Source organism: Mesorhizobium sp. M0698, from assembly GCF_040320455.1.
Classification (GTDB): domain Bacteria; phylum Pseudomonadota; class Alphaproteobacteria; order Rhizobiales; family Rhizobiaceae; genus Mesorhizobium.
In genome coordinates this window covers 74,664-91,175 of record NZ_JAMYPQ010000017.1, presented here as the reverse complement: position 1 = coordinate 91,175, position 16,512 = coordinate 74,664, and the positions used below count along the sequence as shown (strand labels likewise).

General features: G+C 63.4%; 19 protein-coding genes. 8 read left to right on the top strand and 11 right to left on the bottom strand.

The features are described from left to right. Window positions 1–103: 103 nt before the first annotated feature. The gene (locus NKI16_RS26410; RefSeq protein ID WP_352623028.1) at window positions 104–1,387 is read right to left on the bottom strand and encodes an MFS transporter; all 1,284 of its coding nucleotides are present in this window, start codon (window positions 1,385–1,387) and stop codon (window positions 104–106) included. 82 nt (window positions 1,388–1,469) lie between these two features. Between NKI16_RS26410 and NKI16_RS26405 the strand changes: the two genes are divergently transcribed. Then, entirely contained in the window at window positions 1,470–2,075 is a 606-nt protein-coding gene (locus NKI16_RS26405) for a TetR/AcrR family transcriptional regulator (protein ID WP_352623027.1), read from the top strand. A gap of 98 nt (window positions 2,076–2,173) precedes the next feature. Beyond that, window positions 2,174–2,764 carry a hypothetical protein gene (locus NKI16_RS26400; protein ID WP_352569497.1) on the top strand — a complete coding sequence of 197 codons (591 nt, stop codon included), beginning with the start codon at window positions 2,174–2,176 and terminating at the stop codon, window positions 2,762–2,764. A 17-nt stretch (window positions 2,765–2,781) separates the two neighbouring features. Here NKI16_RS26400 and ppa read toward each other — a convergent pair whose 3' ends face one another. The 6 genes from ppa to NKI16_RS26370 all read right to left on the bottom strand — a co-directional run bounded on the left by ppa (window position 2,782) and on the right by NKI16_RS26370 (window position 7,254). Beyond that, the gene (ppa, locus tag NKI16_RS26395; protein WP_352451245.1) at window positions 2,782–3,312 is read right to left on the bottom strand and encodes an inorganic diphosphatase; all 531 of its coding nucleotides are present in this window, start codon (window positions 3,310–3,312) and stop codon (window positions 2,782–2,784) included. Between the two features lie 116 nt (window positions 3,313–3,428). Continuing rightward, the gene (locus NKI16_RS26390; RefSeq protein WP_023678138.1) at window positions 3,429–3,935 is read right to left on the bottom strand and encodes a GNAT family N-acetyltransferase; all 507 of its coding nucleotides are present in this window, start codon (window positions 3,933–3,935) and stop codon (window positions 3,429–3,431) included. Window positions 3,936–4,052: 117 nt separating this feature from the next. Then, complete coding sequence (locus tag NKI16_RS26385) at window positions 4,053–4,691, bottom strand: TPM domain-containing protein (RefSeq protein ID WP_352623026.1); 639 nt, start codon at window positions 4,689–4,691, stop codon at window positions 4,053–4,055. Between the two features lie 10 nt (window positions 4,692–4,701). Continuing rightward, complete coding sequence (locus NKI16_RS26380) at window positions 4,702–5,544, bottom strand: TPM domain-containing protein (RefSeq protein WP_352782355.1); 843 nt, start codon at window positions 5,542–5,544, stop codon at window positions 4,702–4,704. A 52-nt stretch (window positions 5,545–5,596) separates the two neighbouring features. Then, a complete protein-coding gene (locus NKI16_RS26375) occupies window positions 5,597–6,391 on the bottom strand; it encodes a TPM domain-containing protein (protein ID WP_352574927.1) in 795 nt (264 codons plus the stop codon). 218 nt (window positions 6,392–6,609) lie between these two features. Then, window positions 6,610–7,254, bottom strand: a complete 645-nt coding sequence (locus NKI16_RS26370) for a LemA family protein (protein WP_023678141.1) — start codon at window positions 7,252–7,254, stop codon at window positions 6,610–6,612. A 161-nt stretch (window positions 7,255–7,415) separates the two neighbouring features. Between NKI16_RS26370 and NKI16_RS26365 the strand changes: the two genes are divergently transcribed. The 3 genes from NKI16_RS26365 (at window position 7,416) to NKI16_RS26355 (ending at window position 9,390) form a co-directional block, all read left to right on the top strand. Continuing rightward, complete coding sequence (locus NKI16_RS26365) at window positions 7,416–7,667, top strand: hypothetical protein (protein ID WP_023678142.1); 252 nt, start codon at window positions 7,416–7,418, stop codon at window positions 7,665–7,667. Between the two features lie 8 nt (window positions 7,668–7,675). Next, window positions 7,676–8,560, top strand: a complete 885-nt coding sequence (pdxY, locus tag NKI16_RS26360; protein ID WP_352623025.1) for a pyridoxal kinase PdxY — start codon at window positions 7,676–7,678, stop codon at window positions 8,558–8,560. A 62-nt stretch (window positions 8,561–8,622) separates the two neighbouring features. Continuing rightward, window positions 8,623–9,390, top strand: a complete 768-nt coding sequence (locus NKI16_RS26355; RefSeq protein WP_352623036.1) for a DUF429 domain-containing protein — start codon at window positions 8,623–8,625, stop codon at window positions 9,388–9,390. A 31-nt stretch (window positions 9,391–9,421) separates the two neighbouring features. Here NKI16_RS26355 and NKI16_RS26350 read toward each other — a convergent pair whose 3' ends face one another. Next, window positions 9,422–10,624 (bottom strand): aromatic ring-hydroxylating oxygenase subunit alpha, encoded by a 1,203-nt coding sequence (locus tag NKI16_RS26350; RefSeq protein WP_352594103.1) that lies wholly within the window; start codon window positions 10,622–10,624, stop codon window positions 9,422–9,424. A gap of 415 nt (window positions 10,625–11,039) precedes the next feature. Here NKI16_RS26350 and NKI16_RS26345 point away from each other — a divergent pair, with 415 nt between their 5' ends. After that, a complete protein-coding gene (locus NKI16_RS26345; protein ID WP_352623024.1) occupies window positions 11,040–11,444 on the top strand; it encodes a hypothetical protein in 405 nt (134 codons plus the stop codon). Window positions 11,445–11,534: 90 nt separating this feature from the next. Here NKI16_RS26345 and NKI16_RS26340 read toward each other — a convergent pair whose 3' ends face one another. Then, window positions 11,535–13,622, bottom strand: coding sequence for a PAS domain S-box protein (locus NKI16_RS26340; protein ID WP_352623023.1), 2,088 nt, complete (start codon window positions 13,620–13,622; stop codon window positions 11,535–11,537). Between the two features lie 46 nt (window positions 13,623–13,668). Beyond that, a complete protein-coding gene (locus NKI16_RS26335; RefSeq protein WP_198023578.1) occupies window positions 13,669–14,448 on the bottom strand; it encodes a response regulator in 780 nt (259 codons plus the stop codon). Window positions 14,449–14,494: 46 nt separating this feature from the next. On the opposite strand from NKI16_RS26335, the gene NKI16_RS26330 reads away from it, so the two are divergent. Next, window positions 14,495–15,181 carry a response regulator transcription factor gene (locus NKI16_RS26330; protein WP_023678149.1) on the top strand — a complete coding sequence of 229 codons (687 nt, stop codon included), beginning with the start codon at window positions 14,495–14,497 and terminating at the stop codon, window positions 15,179–15,181. Between the two features lie 73 nt (window positions 15,182–15,254). On the opposite strand, the gene NKI16_RS26325 is transcribed toward NKI16_RS26330, so the two are convergent. Then, the gene (locus tag NKI16_RS26325) at window positions 15,255–15,422 is read right to left on the bottom strand and encodes a hypothetical protein (RefSeq protein ID WP_023678150.1); all 168 of its coding nucleotides are present in this window, start codon (window positions 15,420–15,422) and stop codon (window positions 15,255–15,257) included. Window positions 15,423–16,022: 600 nt separating this feature from the next. Here NKI16_RS26325 and NKI16_RS26320 point away from each other — a divergent pair. After that, window positions 16,023–16,487: a L,D-transpeptidase gene (locus tag NKI16_RS26320; RefSeq protein ID WP_023678151.1), complete on the top strand. Its 465-nt coding sequence runs from the start codon at window positions 16,023–16,025 to the stop codon at window positions 16,485–16,487. Window positions 16,488–16,512 lie beyond the last annotated feature (25 nt).

Sequence of the window (16,512 nt, the reverse complement as noted above, 5' to 3'; positions counted from 1 at the left end):
CTGCATCGGCGATAAGGGGCCGAGCCCAGTCGGACCGACCCCCTCTGGCCGCTTCGCGGCCATCTCCCCCTCAAGGGGGGAGATTAGCACGGCCGATCGCGCCCTACGCCGCCTGCGGTTCCGGATCAAACGCCGGGCGGCTGGTGTTGATCAGCAGCGAGATGCAGGCGGCGGCTATTGCCGTCATGCCTGCTATCATGAAGGCCAGTTCATAATTGCCTTGCAGTTCGCGCATGGTGCCGCCGAAGAAGGCGGCGGTTGCCGCACCCACCTGATGGCCAGCGACGATCCAGCCGAAGACGATCGGCCCGCTGCGGTCGCCGAACGCCTCGTTGGAAAGCCTGAGCGTCGGCGGCACCGTGGCGATCCAGTCCAGTCCGTAAAACACGGCGAAGATGATCAGGCTGGTCGCCGAGAAGCCGGAATAGGGCAAATAGATCAGCGACAGGCCGCGAATACCGTAATAGACGCCGAGCAGCTTGCGCGGGTCGAAACGGTCGGTGAGCCAGCCCGACAGCGTCGTGCCGATAAGATCGAAGATGCCCATCATCGAGAGCAGGCCTGCAGCCTGCACTTCGCCAATGCCCATATCGCCGCAAAAGGCGATCAGGTGAGTGCCGACCAACCCGTTGGTGGTGAAGCCGCAGACGAAGAAAGTGGCGAACAGATACCAGAACACGCGCGTGCCGGCGGCGCGGCGCAGCGTGCTCAGCGTGTGCGAAAGGAAATTGCCTTGCGAGGCTGGCGGCACCGGCGGCACGTCGTCGGCATCGGCGCCATAGCGGACCATGCCGATCGACGCCGGGCGCTCCGGCACCAGCATATAGACCAGCGGCAGCAGGCAGGCGGTGGCAACCGAGACCGCGATGACAACCGGCCTCCAGCCGCCCGACTGGGCGAGCGAGGCGAGCAGCGGCAGGAAGACCAGCAGCCCGGTGGCACTGGACGCCGACATCAGTCCCATCACCAAGCCGCGATTGGTCTTGAACCAGCGGTTGACGATGGTCGCGCCGAGCACGGTGGCGACGGCGCCCGAGCTGACGCCGGAAAACACGCCCCAGGTGAGGAGCAGATGCCACGGTTTGGTCATCAACAGGCTGAGCGCGGTCGATCCCGACATCAACAGCAGCGCGGCAAGCAAGGTGCGGCGCAGCCCGATCCGCTCCATCAGCGCCGCGGCAAACGGCCCGGTCAGGCCATAGAGGAAGATGCCGGTGGCCGCCGCCAGCGACACCACGTCGCGCCGCCAGCCGAAACTGTTCTCCAGCGGCAGCATCATGACTGCCGGCGCCGAACGCAGGCCCGCTGCGATCAGCAGGCAAAGGAAGATGACGGCGACCACTACGAAAGCGTAGCGCTGGCCAAACGGGCGGGATTGAGCTATCATGTTACTGACCGGTACGTTGCGGGAGCGCGAAACATACGTACCGACCGGTAACATTGTCAACCAGCTAACCGGCAGACCAGGCATGAAAAGCATTGAACCAACGATCAAGGCGAATGACGCACCCCCGCCTCGCGCCGCCGAACGGATTCTCCAGGTGGCGCGAGACCTGTTCTACCGGCAAGGCATCAGGGCGATCGGCGTCGACGAGATCGTGCGGCGTGCCGGCGTCACCAAGCCCAGCCTCTACCGCAGCTTTCCGTCCAAGGATGAGCTGGCCGCATCCTACCTCCGGCACTATGACCTCGAATTCTGGGAGCGTTTCGACGAGGCGGTGGATGCCCATCCCGGCGATCCGCGCGCGCAGATCGTCGCTTTCCTGACCCGCGTCGGCAAGCGCACGCAAAAGCCCGACTATCGCGGCTGCGGCATGACCAATGCCGCGGTCGAATATCCCGAACCTGGCCATCCGGCCCGCGTCGTGAGTGAGGCCAACAAGCAGGAATTGCGCCGGCGCTTGCGTGCCATGGCGGCGGCGATGGGCGCCGGCGACGCCGAGACGCTGGGCGACGGGCTGCTGCTGCTGATCGAGGGCGCCTATATTAGCGGCCAGCTGTTCGGTGCCGGCGGACCGGCGCAGTCGGTGGCCCGCAACGCCGATCTTCTGATAGAGGCAAGTTTGAAGAAATAGTGTTCCGTTTTACCAGACCACTGTGCGCAGCCTGACTTCCTCTAGGCTGCTGCTAAATTTGACGGTACGCTGCGCCCCCCGAACTGAGTTGTTCCGCCATGCGCGCTCTCTTGATCCCGCTTGCCCTCGCCGGTTTCTGCCAGGCGGCCCGGGCCGGCGACATATCCAGCGTCTATACCGATCTCGATTGGGAGAAGGACTGCGTCACCTATGCCCAAGCGGAAGAAGGCGACGGGGACTGGGCCGATCTCGCCTGTTCGGGCTACCGCGGTTACCCGGTGCTGGTTTCCTACGACGATGCGCGGGAATCGCTGTTCTACGGCTTTCCACCTGGCGATATGACCACGGTCTGGGAAAGCTTTTCCGGCCTCAATTCGGCTGGACCCAAAGTCGAATGGCGGATCGAAACCAACGGCAAAACTGCCATTCCCTTCGCCGTCATTCATCGTCGCTCGATCAGCGATACCGAGGGCGAGAACAAGTCGACGGAAGTGCTGATCGTCGCCAAGGTTGCCCAGCCTGACGCCCACGAAGGCTGCACGATCGGCCTTGTGCTCGCCACCGGCAATCCCGCCGCCAACGATCAGGCGCGCAAGCTTGCCGACGAGAAGGCACGCACCTTCGCCTGCGGCAAGGACAAGCGTGAGGTGCTTGGCGACGCGCCCGCTTTCGGCCGCGTCGACAACTGATTATTTGCGCCCGACAATTACTTGCGCCTGGCCCGCTCGATTGCCTCGACGATCATCTTCTTGGCATAGGCCGCATCGTACCAGCCTTCGATCTTGACCCATTTGCCGGGTTCGAGATCCTTGTAGTGCTCGAAAAAGTGCTGCACTTGCTGGCGGGTGATGTCGGGCAATTGCGTGTATTCGTGGACGTCCTCGTAACGCAAGGTCAGCTTGGGTGAAGGCACCGCGATCACCTTCTCGTCCTGGCCCGCATTGTCCTCCATCACCAGCACGCCGATCGGCCGCACATTGATGACGCAGCCTGGCACCAGCGCGCGCGTGTTGCAGACCAGCACGTCGATCGGGTCGCCGTCGCCCGACAGCGTATGCGGTACGAAACCGTAATTGCCGGGATAACGCATCGACGTGTGCAGGAAGCGGTCGACGAACAGGGTGCCGGCTTCCTTGTCCATCTCGTACTTGATCGGCTCGCCGCCGATCGGCACCTCGATTATGACGTTGACGTCCTCGGGCGGGTTCTTTCCGCTGGCAATCGCTTCGATACGCATCGCTTTATCCCTCTCTCGATTGGAGATCGATAGCGGGCGACGGCGAATGGTGCAATGCGGCGAATGGTACGGGGAGATCGTCCGAACCGAAAACCGGCCGGATCATGCGCTGGCCGTCATTCCCAGACGAAAGCGACCTTCTTCAGCGCCTTCTGCTCGAAGATCTCGACGCCCTCGGCAACATCGCGGCCGCCGGCGCCGGCATAGAAGGCAAGTGCGTTCTGATTGTCTTCCAGCGCCCAGACCACCATGCCTTTCAGGCCATGGTCGGCCAGCCGTGCCCGCGCGGCCGAGAACAGCCGGCTGCCGAGCCCGATGCCTTGATATTCCGGCCGCAGGTAAAGTTCGTAGATCTCGCCCTGCTGCCTGAGTTCGCGGGCGCGGTTCTTGCCGATCGTCGCATAGCCGGCAATTTTGCCGCCGATTTCGACGACCAGGACGGTGGCAGCGCGGCGAATGGCATTCGCCCACCAGTCGGCGCCGCGGCGGTTGATCATCGATGTCAGCGTGCGGTGCGGGATGATGCCCGAATAGGCGCCGCGCCAGGCCTCGAGATGCACGTCGGCGATGGCGGCTGCATCGCGCGGTTCGGCTTTCCTGATGTCGATGCTCAGCGTATTCATGATTGGTTAACCATAAACCCGCCGCGCCCGATTGCAAGAGTCCGGTCAACCGCCGCGATGCTTTCACACAGCCGGACGGTGCGTCCTTGAGACGCTGCGAAACCGCTTTTGGCGAGATCAAATCTCGACCAGATGGTCGTCCAGTTCGTTGCTGTCGCCGGTCGAGACCGGAAAATGCTCGGCCAGTACCGCACCGACTGCTTGGATCGCCTTGACGAACCCCTCGGCAAGCCGATCGTCGCCGGCATGCGCCGTAAGGTCGCGGACGACACCGTCCCAGACATGCTGGCCGACACGAGAATCGATCCCGCTGTCGGCGACCACCTCGGCGTAGCGCTCGGCAATCGAGACGAACACCAGCACGCCAGTGCGCGCCGTGGTGCGGTGGACGTTGCGGGCGAGGAACTGCTTCATCGCATTGGCGTGGGCGGCCTGGTAGCGCAGCCGCCTCGGCACCAAATGGATGCGCAATGCCGGCAATGCCCACAACAGGATGAGCACACTGGCAAGCGCCAGAAGCTCGGCGATGACGAAATGCGGCAAGCGGATCGACAGCCACCAGGCTTCCAGCCCATAACCGACGCCGAGGCTGACGACGAGCATGCCGAGCATCGCCATGAAAGCGGCCGGAAAGAAATAGCCGTCGCTGGCATGCGCCACGACGCAGTAGATCTCGCCGTCGGTCTTTGATTCGGCAGCGCGGATCGCATCGGCGATGCGCTCATGATCCTCGGGGCTGATCGGTGGTGTTGCCATGATTGATGTCTCACCAGCTTCCTGAAGAACCGCCGCCGCCGGACGAACCGCCACCGCCTGAAAACCCGCCGCCGGAACTTCCAGACGACCAACCGCTGCCGGAACTTCCAGACGACCAGCCACTGCCGGACGAGGTCCCAGACGTCCAGCCACCGCCACCGGAGGATGACGAAGCTGGCCCACGGCCGTAGCGAAACGTCATGCCCAGCCACTTGTACACGCCCGGCGACAGTTTCGTGCCGAAGATCGGCGGCAGGAACGCCATTGCCAAGCCGCCGAAGAACATCGTCGCCCACAGGACAATGAACAGCATGAAGATGGGATCGACAGGATTGTCATTCGCCGGGTTGCGCTTGCCGCGCGCCTCCAGTTCTTCGGGATTGCCTTCCAGCACCATGATCATGTCGTCGACGGCCTTGCTGATGCCGCCTGAGAAATCGCCGGCACGGAAGGCCGGCACCATGTCGTTTTCGATGATCAGCTTGGTGTGCAGGTCGGTCAGCGTGCCTTCCAGCCCATAGCCGACTTCGATGCGCATCTTGCGGTCGTTCGGCGCCACCAGAAGCAGGACGCCGTTGTTCTCCTTCGCCTGGCCGAGTCTCCAGGCGCGGAACAGCCGGTTGGCGTAAGGCTCGATCTCCTCGCCGTCGAGGCTGGGGATGGTCGCGACGACGATCTGGTCGGACCCTTTGGTCTCGAACTCGGCAAGCTTCTGCGTCAGCGCCGCCTCGGTCGCGGCATCGATGATGCCGGCATTGTCAACGACCCGTCCGGTCAGCACCGGCAGTGCGGCGGCGAAGGCCGCGAAGCCGACCAGCAGCACCGCCATGGCCAACAGCGCGGTGCCGATCATTTTGATGAAACGGCCGGATTTCACCGGGCTGATGGCGTGTCTTGTCATCTCGTCACCAACTTCCCGAGGAGCCGCCGCCGCCGGACGAACCGCCGCCGCCGGAAAACCCGCCACCGCTTGAACCCGACGACCATCCCCCGCCGGAACCTCCCGACCAGCCGCCGGACGACCGCCGGTTTGGCTCGAAGGTCATGCCCAGCCAGCGATAGCGGCCGGGACCGATCTTCTGGCCGAAGATCGGCGGCAGGATGGAGGCTGCGAGGCCGCCGAAAAAGATGATTGCCCAGATGGCTATGAAGATCGTGAAGAACAGATCGTCGCTGTTGAACGGCGGCTGCTGGTTGCGTTCGCCGCGCGCCTCCAGTTCTTCGGGATTGCCTTCCAGCACCATGATCATGTCGTCGACGGCCTTGCTGATGCCGCCTGAGAAATCGCCGGCACGGAAGGCCGGCACCATGTCGTTTTCGATAATCAGCTTGGTGTGCAGGTCGGTCAGCGTGCCTTCCAGCCCATAGCCGACCTCGATGCGCATCTTGCGGTCGTTCGGCGCCACCAGAAGCAGGACGCCGTTGTTCTCCTTCGCCTGGCCCAGTTTCCAGGCGCGGAACAGCCGGTTGGCGTAAGGCTCGATCTCCTCGCCGTCGAGGCTGGGGATGGTCGCGACGACGATCTGGTCGGACCCTTTGGTCTCGAACTCGGCAAGCTTCTGCGTCAGCGCCGCCTCGGTCGCGGCATCGATGATGCCGGCATTGTCGACGACCCGTCCGGTGAGGGTTGGCAGGTCGGCGGCGAAGGCGATGACAGGGAGGAGGAGGAGAAGGCTTTGGAAGACGAGCAGGAAGGCCAGGCAGGCGTTCTGTCGCGCCCCCCTCTGTCCTGCCGGACATCTCCCCCTCGAGGGGGGAGATCGGCTGTCACGGCTGTTTTCGCCAATCTCCAACGTTGCAGGATGGGCGGTGAGGCCAAAGCTGCCAATCTCCCCCCTTGAGGGGGAGATGCCCGGTAGGGCAGAGGGGGGCGCTACGGAGTGCAAGGCCAATAGGGACCACGCTCACCGGCTGTTCTTCACCCGCCTTGCGTGGTGTTGGTGCCGAAATCGACCTTCGGCGGCTGCATCTTATCCTCCTCGATGGTGAAATTCGCAAACGGCTGGTTGCCGCGGAACCAAAAGGTCGCCCAGATCACCGACGGGAAGGTCCTCAGCGTCAGATTGTACTCTCTCACTGCCTGGATATAGTCGCGGCGGGCGACCGTGATCCGGTTCTCGGTGCCTTCGAGTTGTGCTTGCAGCGCCAGAAAGTTCTGGTTGGCCTTGAGATCGGGATAGTTCTCCACCACCGCCAGCAGGCGCGACAGCGCGCTGGTCAGGCCGGCCTGGCTGTCCTGGAATTTCTTGAAGGCTTCCGGATTGTTCAGCGTTTCCGGCGTCACGGTCACCTGCGTCGCCTTGGCGCGCGCTTCGACCACGGCATCGAGCGTGTCCTTCTCGTGCGCGGCGTAGCCCTTGACCGTGTTGACCAGATTGGGGATGAGATCGGCGCGGCGCTGGTATTGATTCAACACCTCGCTCCATGCGGCTTTGGCGTTTTCCTCAGCCGTCGGAATGGTGTTGTAGCCGCAGCCGGCAAGCAGCGGCAGCATGACGGCCATGACCAGGAACGCAGCTAGATTACGAAAGATTGGCGGCGAAGAAAGGCGCTGGGCAAGCATGATAAGTCCCCTCGATAGCATTGGCAGGCGAAGCATTAGCACAATCCTTGCGTAAGAAAATGACTTCGGCCGAGAAGTGTTACTGGTTTCTGCCATTCGCCGTCGGGCCCTGTGACAGACGAGGCGAACGGGTTAAGCTCGGCATAAAACGGGACATCACCATGGCGAAACGCCACGACAGCGACGCGGAATCGCGCCGCATCATCGAACGGGTGGCGCGCGAGACCGACCCGGGGGGCACCTCGTTCCTTGCACGAACCACTAAAGGCGCGCGCGACCACGTCACCGCGGCCGATGCCGACCGGTCGGACCCGATCGAATATTGGGGCACCCGCATCGGTCGGGCAGCGGGCTTGCTTATTGCCATCGGCCTGTTGATCTGGCTCGTGCTTTTCGTCACCAGGGGTAGTTAGGAAAATCAATGAGTGCCGAAAAAACCGAGGCGCCGCGCGCGGTCATCGTCGTCTCCAGCCATGTCGCCCGTGGCTCGGTCGGCAACCGTGCCGCTGTCTTTGCGCTGGAGACGCTCGGCTTTCCGGTTTGGGCGGTACCGACCGTCATCCTGCCCTGGCATCCGGGCCATGGCCGGGCCACCCGCATCGTGCCGCCGCTGGACCAGTTCAAGGCGCTGATGGCCGACCTTGAGCGCGCGCCGTGGCTGGGCGAGGTCGGCGCCGTGCTGTCCGGCTATCTCGGCGAGGCTGGCCAGGCCGAAGCCGTCGCTTCGCTGGTCGGCGCAGTGAAGGCGAAGACGCCGGACGCCCTCTATATCTGCGATCCGGTGATGGGCGATTCGGGCGGGCTCTACGTACCTGAGCCGACCGCAATCGCCATGCGCGACCGGCTGATGCCGATCGCCGATATCGCCACGCCCAACCGCTACGAGCTGGAATGGATGGCCGGAGCGCCGCTGCCCGACCTGAAATCGGCAATGGCTGCGGCCCTGCAGGCCGGCCCACCGGCTATGCTGGTCACATCGGCGCCGGCGACGATGGCCGGCGGCACCGGCAATTTACTGCTCGCCGGCAGAGAGGCACTGCTTGCCGAACACCGGCTCATCGACAAGCCGCCGAATGGGCTCGGCGACCTAACGGCGGCCGTCTACCTGGCGCGGATCCTGTCCGGCCAGCCAGCCGCCAAGGCGCTGCAATCGACCACGGCGGCGGTCTACGAGATCCTGGCGCGGACCGCCAAGCGCGGCGGCGACGAGTTGCAGCTCGAGACCGATGCCCAGAGCCTGTCGCACCCGATGGCGATGGTGCAGCTTCGCCATCTCCTGCATCCGGAACGGGACCGCCGGGCGTGAAGCAGGCCGAAGACGCCGTGCCCCAGGATGATGCGCCCAAGGATGCTGCGCCCGACGATGTTATGCCCTGGGGTGTTGTGCTTGTCGGCGTCGACGGTTGCAAGGCCGGCTGGATAGCCGTCCGCCGCGATCCCGGTGCGGCACCGTCGACAGCCGTTTTCCCAAGCTTCGCGGCGTTGCTCGACCGACTGCCCGCCGACTCGTTGGTAGCGGTCGATATGCCAATCGGCCTGCCCGATTTCTCCCAAAGAGGCGGTCGCGGCCCGGAGGCGCTGGTGCGGCCGCTGCTTGGGGCCCGGCAGTCCAGTGTCTTTGCCATCCCCTCCCGCGCCGCGCTCTACGCGGAGATCGAAGCCTTCACCACGGTCGACGCCTGGTACGCCGCACATCGCAAGGCAAGTGAGGTAGCCAAGACGACCTCAGATCCGCCGCGCGGTGTCTCGATCCAGGCCTTCGGCATCTTCGCCAAGATCCGTGAGATCGATTCGCTGCTGATCGCGCGCCCCGAACTACGCAGCCGCGTGTTCGAATCGCATCCGGAAGTTGCCTTCTGCAAACTGAACGGCGACCGGGCGATGCGCCTGCCAAAGAAGATCAGGGGCAACATCAATCCGGCCGGCATGGCCGAACGCAAGGCGCTGCTTGCCCGGCATGGCTATAGCGAGGATTTTCTCGACCAGACGCCGCCGCGCGGCGCGGCCGCCGACGATTTCCTCGATGCCGCTGCGATGATGCTGGTTGCCGGCCGCATCGTCAAAGGCGAGGCAATGCCGTTTCCGGATCCGCCCCTCGCCGATCGTTTCGGCATTCCCGTCGCCATCTGGGCCTGAGGACCAGGGCCAACATTTTGGGCGGCATGCGTCAGGAGCGTGATCTGAGCGCCTCGTTGAGTGCCCACATATCCTTCTCCTCGGGCGCGGTCTCCAATCCGAGCACGGGAACTTGCTTGCGCAAATGGTCGTGGTGGGTGCGCACGCCATATTCGAGATCGGAGAGGTAAAAACCTCCGAAGGCTTCGGACAGCATGGATTCGTTGGACCATATCGAAAGCTGTACGTCCTCGGCCAACGTGTCGCGGTCGATGCGGTAGGATAGGTAGCGGGCTGCCGCCTGTCGCCTGGTCTCGTCGCTATAGCGGTAGATGGCGCCGCGCAGCAGCGTCTCACCCGTCGACAGCGGAAATTCCTGATAGAACTGCACCGATTCCGGCATGATCGACAGCGCGTTGTTCGGGAAGATGCCGTAGTAGATCCAGGCCTTGCGCAGGTGTTCCGGCAGGTGCTTCGCCTCGGGTGCGAGCTTGATGTATTGCGCGACGCTCCAGCGCCGTCCGGCATACGGATTGTAGGTGGCGAACGAGCGCGACACGCCGTTGACGAACGGCTCGTCGAAATAGGTCGCACCGTAAAGGTCCTGCAGCGCCGGATGCGCCATGGCGACGTGGTAGCCTTCATTGTCGACATCGCGCACCGATTTCCAGTTGACCGGCGTCTTTTGGGTCCAGATGCCCCAGGACGGCACCATCTCGGCGACGCCGTAATGGGCAATCTCGGCTTCGATCGGCTTCAACAGCTCGGCCACCGATGGCTGCGGCCCACCCTTGCGGAAACGGATGAAGATGAAGCCCATCCAGATTTCGAGCTCGAGCGGCATCAGGCCGAATTCGGTCTTGTCGAGGTCGGGGAAGGAACGGGGGCGGGCAGCACCGCGCAGCGTGCCGTCGAGATTGTAGACCCAGCCATGAAAGGGGCAGACCAGCGCATTCTTGCAAGTGCCCTGGCTGTCGGCAACGACGCGACTGCCGCGGTGGCGGCACATATTGTTGAAGGCGCGCACAACGCCATCCTTGCCGCGCACGATCAGCGCCCGCTCGCCGACCACATCCATCGTCAGATAGTCGCCGGCGTTCGGCACGTCGCAGACATGGCCGGCGATCTGCCAATGGTTGCGGAAGACGTGCTCTTTCTCGAGTTCGAGCAAGGCGTCGGAATGATAGCTCCAGCCCGGCAGCCCCCGCCGATCCCAATCGTTGGGGATTGCCACGTCACGCAGATGCGGGTTCATAAAAGGCTCTTTATTTATTGAATGCTCGTTCAATAAAAGCATATTTTCCGTTGAAATGCAATGGCTTGGGAAACTGGGGCGAATTCTTTACGGGAAATCGAGCGGGATTCGAGAGCCCAGTCCGAATGATCGAAGCCGGGAAAATCCCGGGAATTCCAGACGTTAATCCCCTTACACGTGTTGAGCGCCCGACGCTCTGTGGGCCTGGAAAAGCGACGTGGATCTGGTGCCGTGGGTAGCGGAAAACGAGAATGCCACCGGTGCTGCCAGCTACGCCTGATCGGTTTGCCCAGGAATGGCTGCGGGCTTGGTTTCATGCCGGTTACACAATCGTTAATTCATCATCGTTGGCCGGTTACAAGGTACGATTAGGTTCGTTTCAACAGAGAAAAGAAGAAGACCGAAGGAAACGACGATGCGTACGAAAATCCAGATCACCGATACCGACCTTCGCCAGCAGGGTCCCCAGCGTAACGACCGGCGCCCGAAGCTGGCGCTGCGCCAGCGCGCCAGTGATCATCCAATGGCGATGTTCATGCTGCTGGCGGCTGCCGCATTTGCCGGCATGGCGTTGACGCCGACGGTCGGTCCGGCCTTCGCCTCACTGAACCCGCCGGCCAACCTCATCGATGGCGCGACGACCACCACCAAGACGGCGCGCCTGCCGATGCCGGAGATCGATTTTGCCTGCAAGGGGCAGGCCTGGGGCGCCGAGAGCCTGGAATGCCTACGCGTCATCGCTGCCCAGTCGGGCAAGGCACGACCGGTCCGCATGATCGCCAATGCCGCCCCGCTGGCTGATACGCCGAACGTTTTTTGATTTTTTTGCGAGCGCCCTCCAGCACTCCAGTCAGGCTCCCGCCGCAATGTCGGCCGGGAGCCTTTTTCTTCCGGGGCGAGATCGCGGAGTCTAGCCGCCCAGAGCGGCCTGCTCGGCAATGGCCGAGAGCACGCCGCGCACATCCAGCGTGCTGAACGGTTTTTCGAGGATCGGCGGTCGCTGCTGCGCCGGCAGCGCTTCGATCTCGCCTTTCGCGCCGATCAGATCGCCGGTGACAAGCACGAAGCGCCGCGCCACACCCGGCATTTCGGCGAGTAGCTCGCGATAGGCGGCTATGCCGCTGGTGCCGGGCATGCGCAAATCGGAAAACACGATGTCCGGCGGCACATGGCCGCTCAGCGTCGCGGCGGCCGAGACCCAGGCCGGCACGACCCGCGACTTGATGCCCATCAGCTCCAGAATATCGGACAGCGACGCGGCGACATCCGGCTCATCGTCTATGATCAGCGCGTGACGCAAGCCGCTCGACCGCGACGGAGCTTCGCCGGCGGCGGCCGCGCCGGCAGCGATCGCCGGCAGCTGCACGACAAAACGCACACCTCTCGGCGAAACCTCCTCGAACCAGATATTGCCATTGTGCCGCTCGATGATCGATTTCGAGATCGACAGGCCGATGCCGGTACCGACACCGACCGGCTTGGTGGTGAAATAGGATTCGAATATGCGTGAGCGTATCGCTTCCGGCACGCCTGGCCCGTTGTCCTCGACCGAGAATCCGGGATTGCCGCGGTCGCTGCGAAACGTCCGGACCTTGATCCGACGGTCGCCGGCAACGCCGGCCAAGGCGTGCTGGCTGTTGATGAGGAAGTTGGCGGCCACCTGCGTCACGTGGTCGGCATCTGCCATGGCCAGCAGCGGGCCGCTGGCGAAATCGGTGTCGATGATGATGCCGCTCGACCGTGCGCCATAGGCGGTCACTTCGAGTGCGGCGCGGATCACCTGGTTGAGGTCGGTTTCGGCCTGTGCGGCCGGGTGCAGGCGGACCATCGACAGGAAGCTCTTGACGATACGGCCGCAGCGCTCGGCAGCGGCACGCACCTTTTCGGCGCGCACCTTGGTCTGCGGATCGGCGGCGAATTCGTGCAGCAGCGTCGACTGGGCGACAACCACGGCCAGCGGATTGTTGAGCTCGTGCGAAACGCCGGCAAGCAGCGAGCCCATTGCCGCCATCTTCTCGTTCTGGTGCAGTTTTTCGCGCTGGCGGTTGATTTCCTCCTCGGCGCGCAATCTGTCGCGCAGGTCGCGGATAGAGCCGAAGATCAGCTGGCGATCGGCGACCCGCATCTCGGTTGCCGTCAGCTCGATCGGAAAAACCTCGCCGGCGGCGTTCTGGGTGACCGTTTCGAGCCGCTGGCCGACCATCGGCGCGCCGCGGCCCGACATGTATTCGGCGCCGGACGCATAGCCCTTGCGGTAATATTCCGGCACGACCGTGTCGAGCAGGTCCTTGCCGAGGATATCGCTGCGCCGATAGCCGAACATCTTTTCGGCGGCCGGATTGAATTCGATGATCGAGCCGGTCTCGTCGATGACGATGATGGCGTCGAGAGAGGCCTGCAGCATGGTGCGGCGAATGACGTCGCTGGCATGCGCGTCGGAGGGCGACCGTTCGATGGCATCGCCGATGGCGAGTGCCACCATGTGCAGCGCCGCCTCTTCCTGGTCGGTCCATTCGCGTTCGTGGATGCAGTCGTTGACCGCCAGCGTGCCCCACAAATTGCCGTGCGAAAAGACCGACACCGACAGGAATGACTTGATGTTCTGCTTTTCGAAATCGGTCCGCAGAAAGCCTTCGAGATCGCGTGTGTGCCCGGCGAAGATCTTGCCTTGACGCTCGTCCTCCGCCAGCCGTTCCAGCAATGGGTCCGAATCGACGACCGACTGCATGATGACGGTCGGTGACGCCAGTTCGCCGCCAAACCGGGGAGCGATCCAATAAGCGGCGACCGACTGGGCGAAGCCCTGGCCGGGCAGTTCGCGCAGGCGAAACAGGATGCCGCGGTGACAATCCATGGCTTCGCAAAGCGTCTGGAGAATACCCTCCATTTCGCGTTGCCAGTCGCCGGCTTCGCGCAGCCGGCGAACCACATGCACGGCCGCCATCGCCGCGCCCTGCCTGGCGCCCTGCATGTCCGCGCGTGTTGTTTCAGCCGTCATGGTCAGCCGTCATTTCCTGGCCGTGGCTTGCTCAAGCCGCCGGGCCTTAGTTGTTTTCCCCGACTGGCAGCGAGAAGATATAGCCTTCGCCGCGCACCGTGCGCAGGAATTTCGGATTGGCCGGATCCGCCTCGATCTTCTTTCTCAGCCGCATGATGCGGATGTCGACGGCGCGGGACGACTCCGGGTCCTCGACGAAACCGATCGCCTCGGAGATCGCCGCCCGCGTCAACAGCCGGTTGGCGCGCGTCAGGAACACCTCCAGCACGTCGAACTCGCTCTTGGCCATGTCGATGACCGCGCCGTTGGCGCCGGTGACGAGCCTGCCGTCGAGATCGGCGTGAAAGGGTCCGAAGCTCACGGACCGGCGGCCGCCGGATGTTTCAGCCTTGGCCTTTTGTGGCTCGGTCGGCTCCGGAACGCGGCGCAGCACGCTGCGCACCCTGGCCAGCACTTCGCGCAATTCGTAAGGCTTGACGATGTAGTCGTCAGCGCCGAGCTCCAGTCCGACGATGCGGTCCAGCGCGGTACCGGCCGCCGTCGCATAGATGATGCCGATCGGCATTTTCGACCGCATCCAGCGGCCGAGCGACAGGCCGTCCTCGCCCGGCATGGCGATGTCGAGAATGGCCAGATGGAAGGACTGGGTTTCCAAAAGGTCGCGCGCCGCCGCCGCACTTTCGGCCGTGGCCACATCATAGCCGCTGGCGCCGAGATACTCGGCGACCGCATCCCTCAGGTCGGGCTCGTCCTCGACAATGACAATTCGTGCCCGCACGATGCTTTCGCTCCCGCTTTCAGCGGAAAGTAGATTGGGTATAAACATGATGTCCAGCACTCTTCTTGGGTTGCCGTATGCGGAGTAGAAAAACATGGCTGCACGATCCGTTATCGCGCTTGTTTCCGTCGCTGAAGTAATTGCGACCGATCTCGCCGATCATCTCGAGCGGCGCGGTCATGACGTCCGCGCGGCGCGACAGCCGTGGGAGGCCGAATCGCTGCTTTCGGAAAAGGGTATCGATGTCGTGGTTGTCGGCGACAGCGTCAGCCAGGCAGAGGGGCGCGACCTGCTCAGGCGACATGGCGGCGAAGGTGGACCGGATTTCATCCTGATCTGCCGCCCGGCCGATCTGGTCGACAAGGTTTTGGCGCTCGAACTCGGCGCCGCCGACGTCGTCGAAAGCCCGCTCAATGTCAGGGAGCTTGCCGCTCGCGTAGGCGGCCTTCTGGCTCGGCGCGGCAGGAGCGCCGGGGAACTGATCGTGCTGGAGAACGCGACCGTCGATCTCCGATCGGCCATCGTCATGCACCGCTCGGGCACGGAAGAACAGCTGTCCCCCGGGCAGGTGGCGCTGCTCAGGCTGTTCCTGGCCAGCCCGCGCAAGGTGCTGACGCGGGACGACATCATCGCCGCCGCGCCCGCCGAAAATGCCGAAGCCTTCGATCGGTCGATCGATTCGCGCATCGTGCGGCTGCGTCGCAAGCTCGATACCGAAACCATCACCACCATACGGGGTGCGGGCTACCGGTTCGATCCGCCCACGCAATTCACCGATTGAAGGCAGGACGGCCACCCTTTTGTCTTGAGCATCGATTTTCCCAAAACCGTTCCACTTTGGGGTCCGATGCTCTTCAGCGCACCACGAGAAGCGACGGGCCGGACAGCATGTCACTGTTCGTGCTGACCTCGCCGGCATGGGCACGTTCCTTCAGCAGGACGGTGGCGAGGCCGGCAATGCCGAGCAGCCCCTGCACGTAAAGCAGCGCGGAAAGCATGGAAGCGGCGAATTTCGTTTTCATCCTGTTCGTTCCTCAAAATTGGAATTTACGGGCACTTCAGGGGAACCCCCGAAGCGCCCGCGCCGCCAGCGGAGCCCCCCGTTGCGGCGCGGGCCTTCGGTCCTCTCGGCTGCAAGTTGCCGGAGGCGCCGCGCATCCTCAACGGCCCTAAGCCGCCCCCGCCAGAGGGGCTTGAGCAGGTCGACGCGCAGGCTGGAAACTGTCCAGACCAATCCAGACCGTAGCGAAAACAGTGTTGGCTTCCGATCGTTCGTTGACCGCTGTTTTCGTTAGGTCAACTTACCCTGTTCGCTGTATCCGGATCATGCCGCCGAGGCTGCGCTTTGTTGCAGCTCGGTTTCGGAGTCAGGTGAATTCCTATCAAACGAAAGGCAATCGCGTATTCGCGCCGCGGTTTGGCCGATCCGCCTAGGCAAACACGCCACCGTCATGACGACGTCGTGCAACTGCAAGCTGCTTTGCACGGACCTTTTCTGTTAACCAGGGGAAACAGAATCGAAACACAAACGAGCACGTAGCGAAATCGGCTGGAAACATGACGCCCCGATAAGCCGGTCATCGAATTGAGCCGGCCCCGACCGGCAGAATAGGGGAGACATCATGTACACTGCCATTTCCGCCAAGCTCATCAACATCGCTGCCGCCGTGATCACCGGTACTGCCTTGCTTGTCAGTGCCGGCAACAGCGCAGCCCACGCCGCCGCCAACAAGATCGTCGCGCGTGTATCACTGTCACAGCAGACCATGGAAATCCTGGTCGACGGCCGGCCGACATTCGCCTGGAAGGTCTCGACCGGCGACAGGACGCACGTCACGCCGACCGGTTCGTTCAAGCCGACCCGCATGCATGAAATGTGGTACTCGAAGAAATACGACAACGCCCCGATGCCGCATTCGGTGTTCTTCAGCGGCGGCTACGCCGTACATGCGACAAGCGCCATCAAGCGCCTCGGCCAGCCGGCCTCGCATGGCTGCGTGCGTCTGCATCCGGACAACGCCGCCGATTTCTACCAGCTCGTCGAGGTCTTCGGCCCGGCCAACACCAGCATCGTCATCGTTAAATGAGCGATGCTTCTCGTCGCTCCCAGGA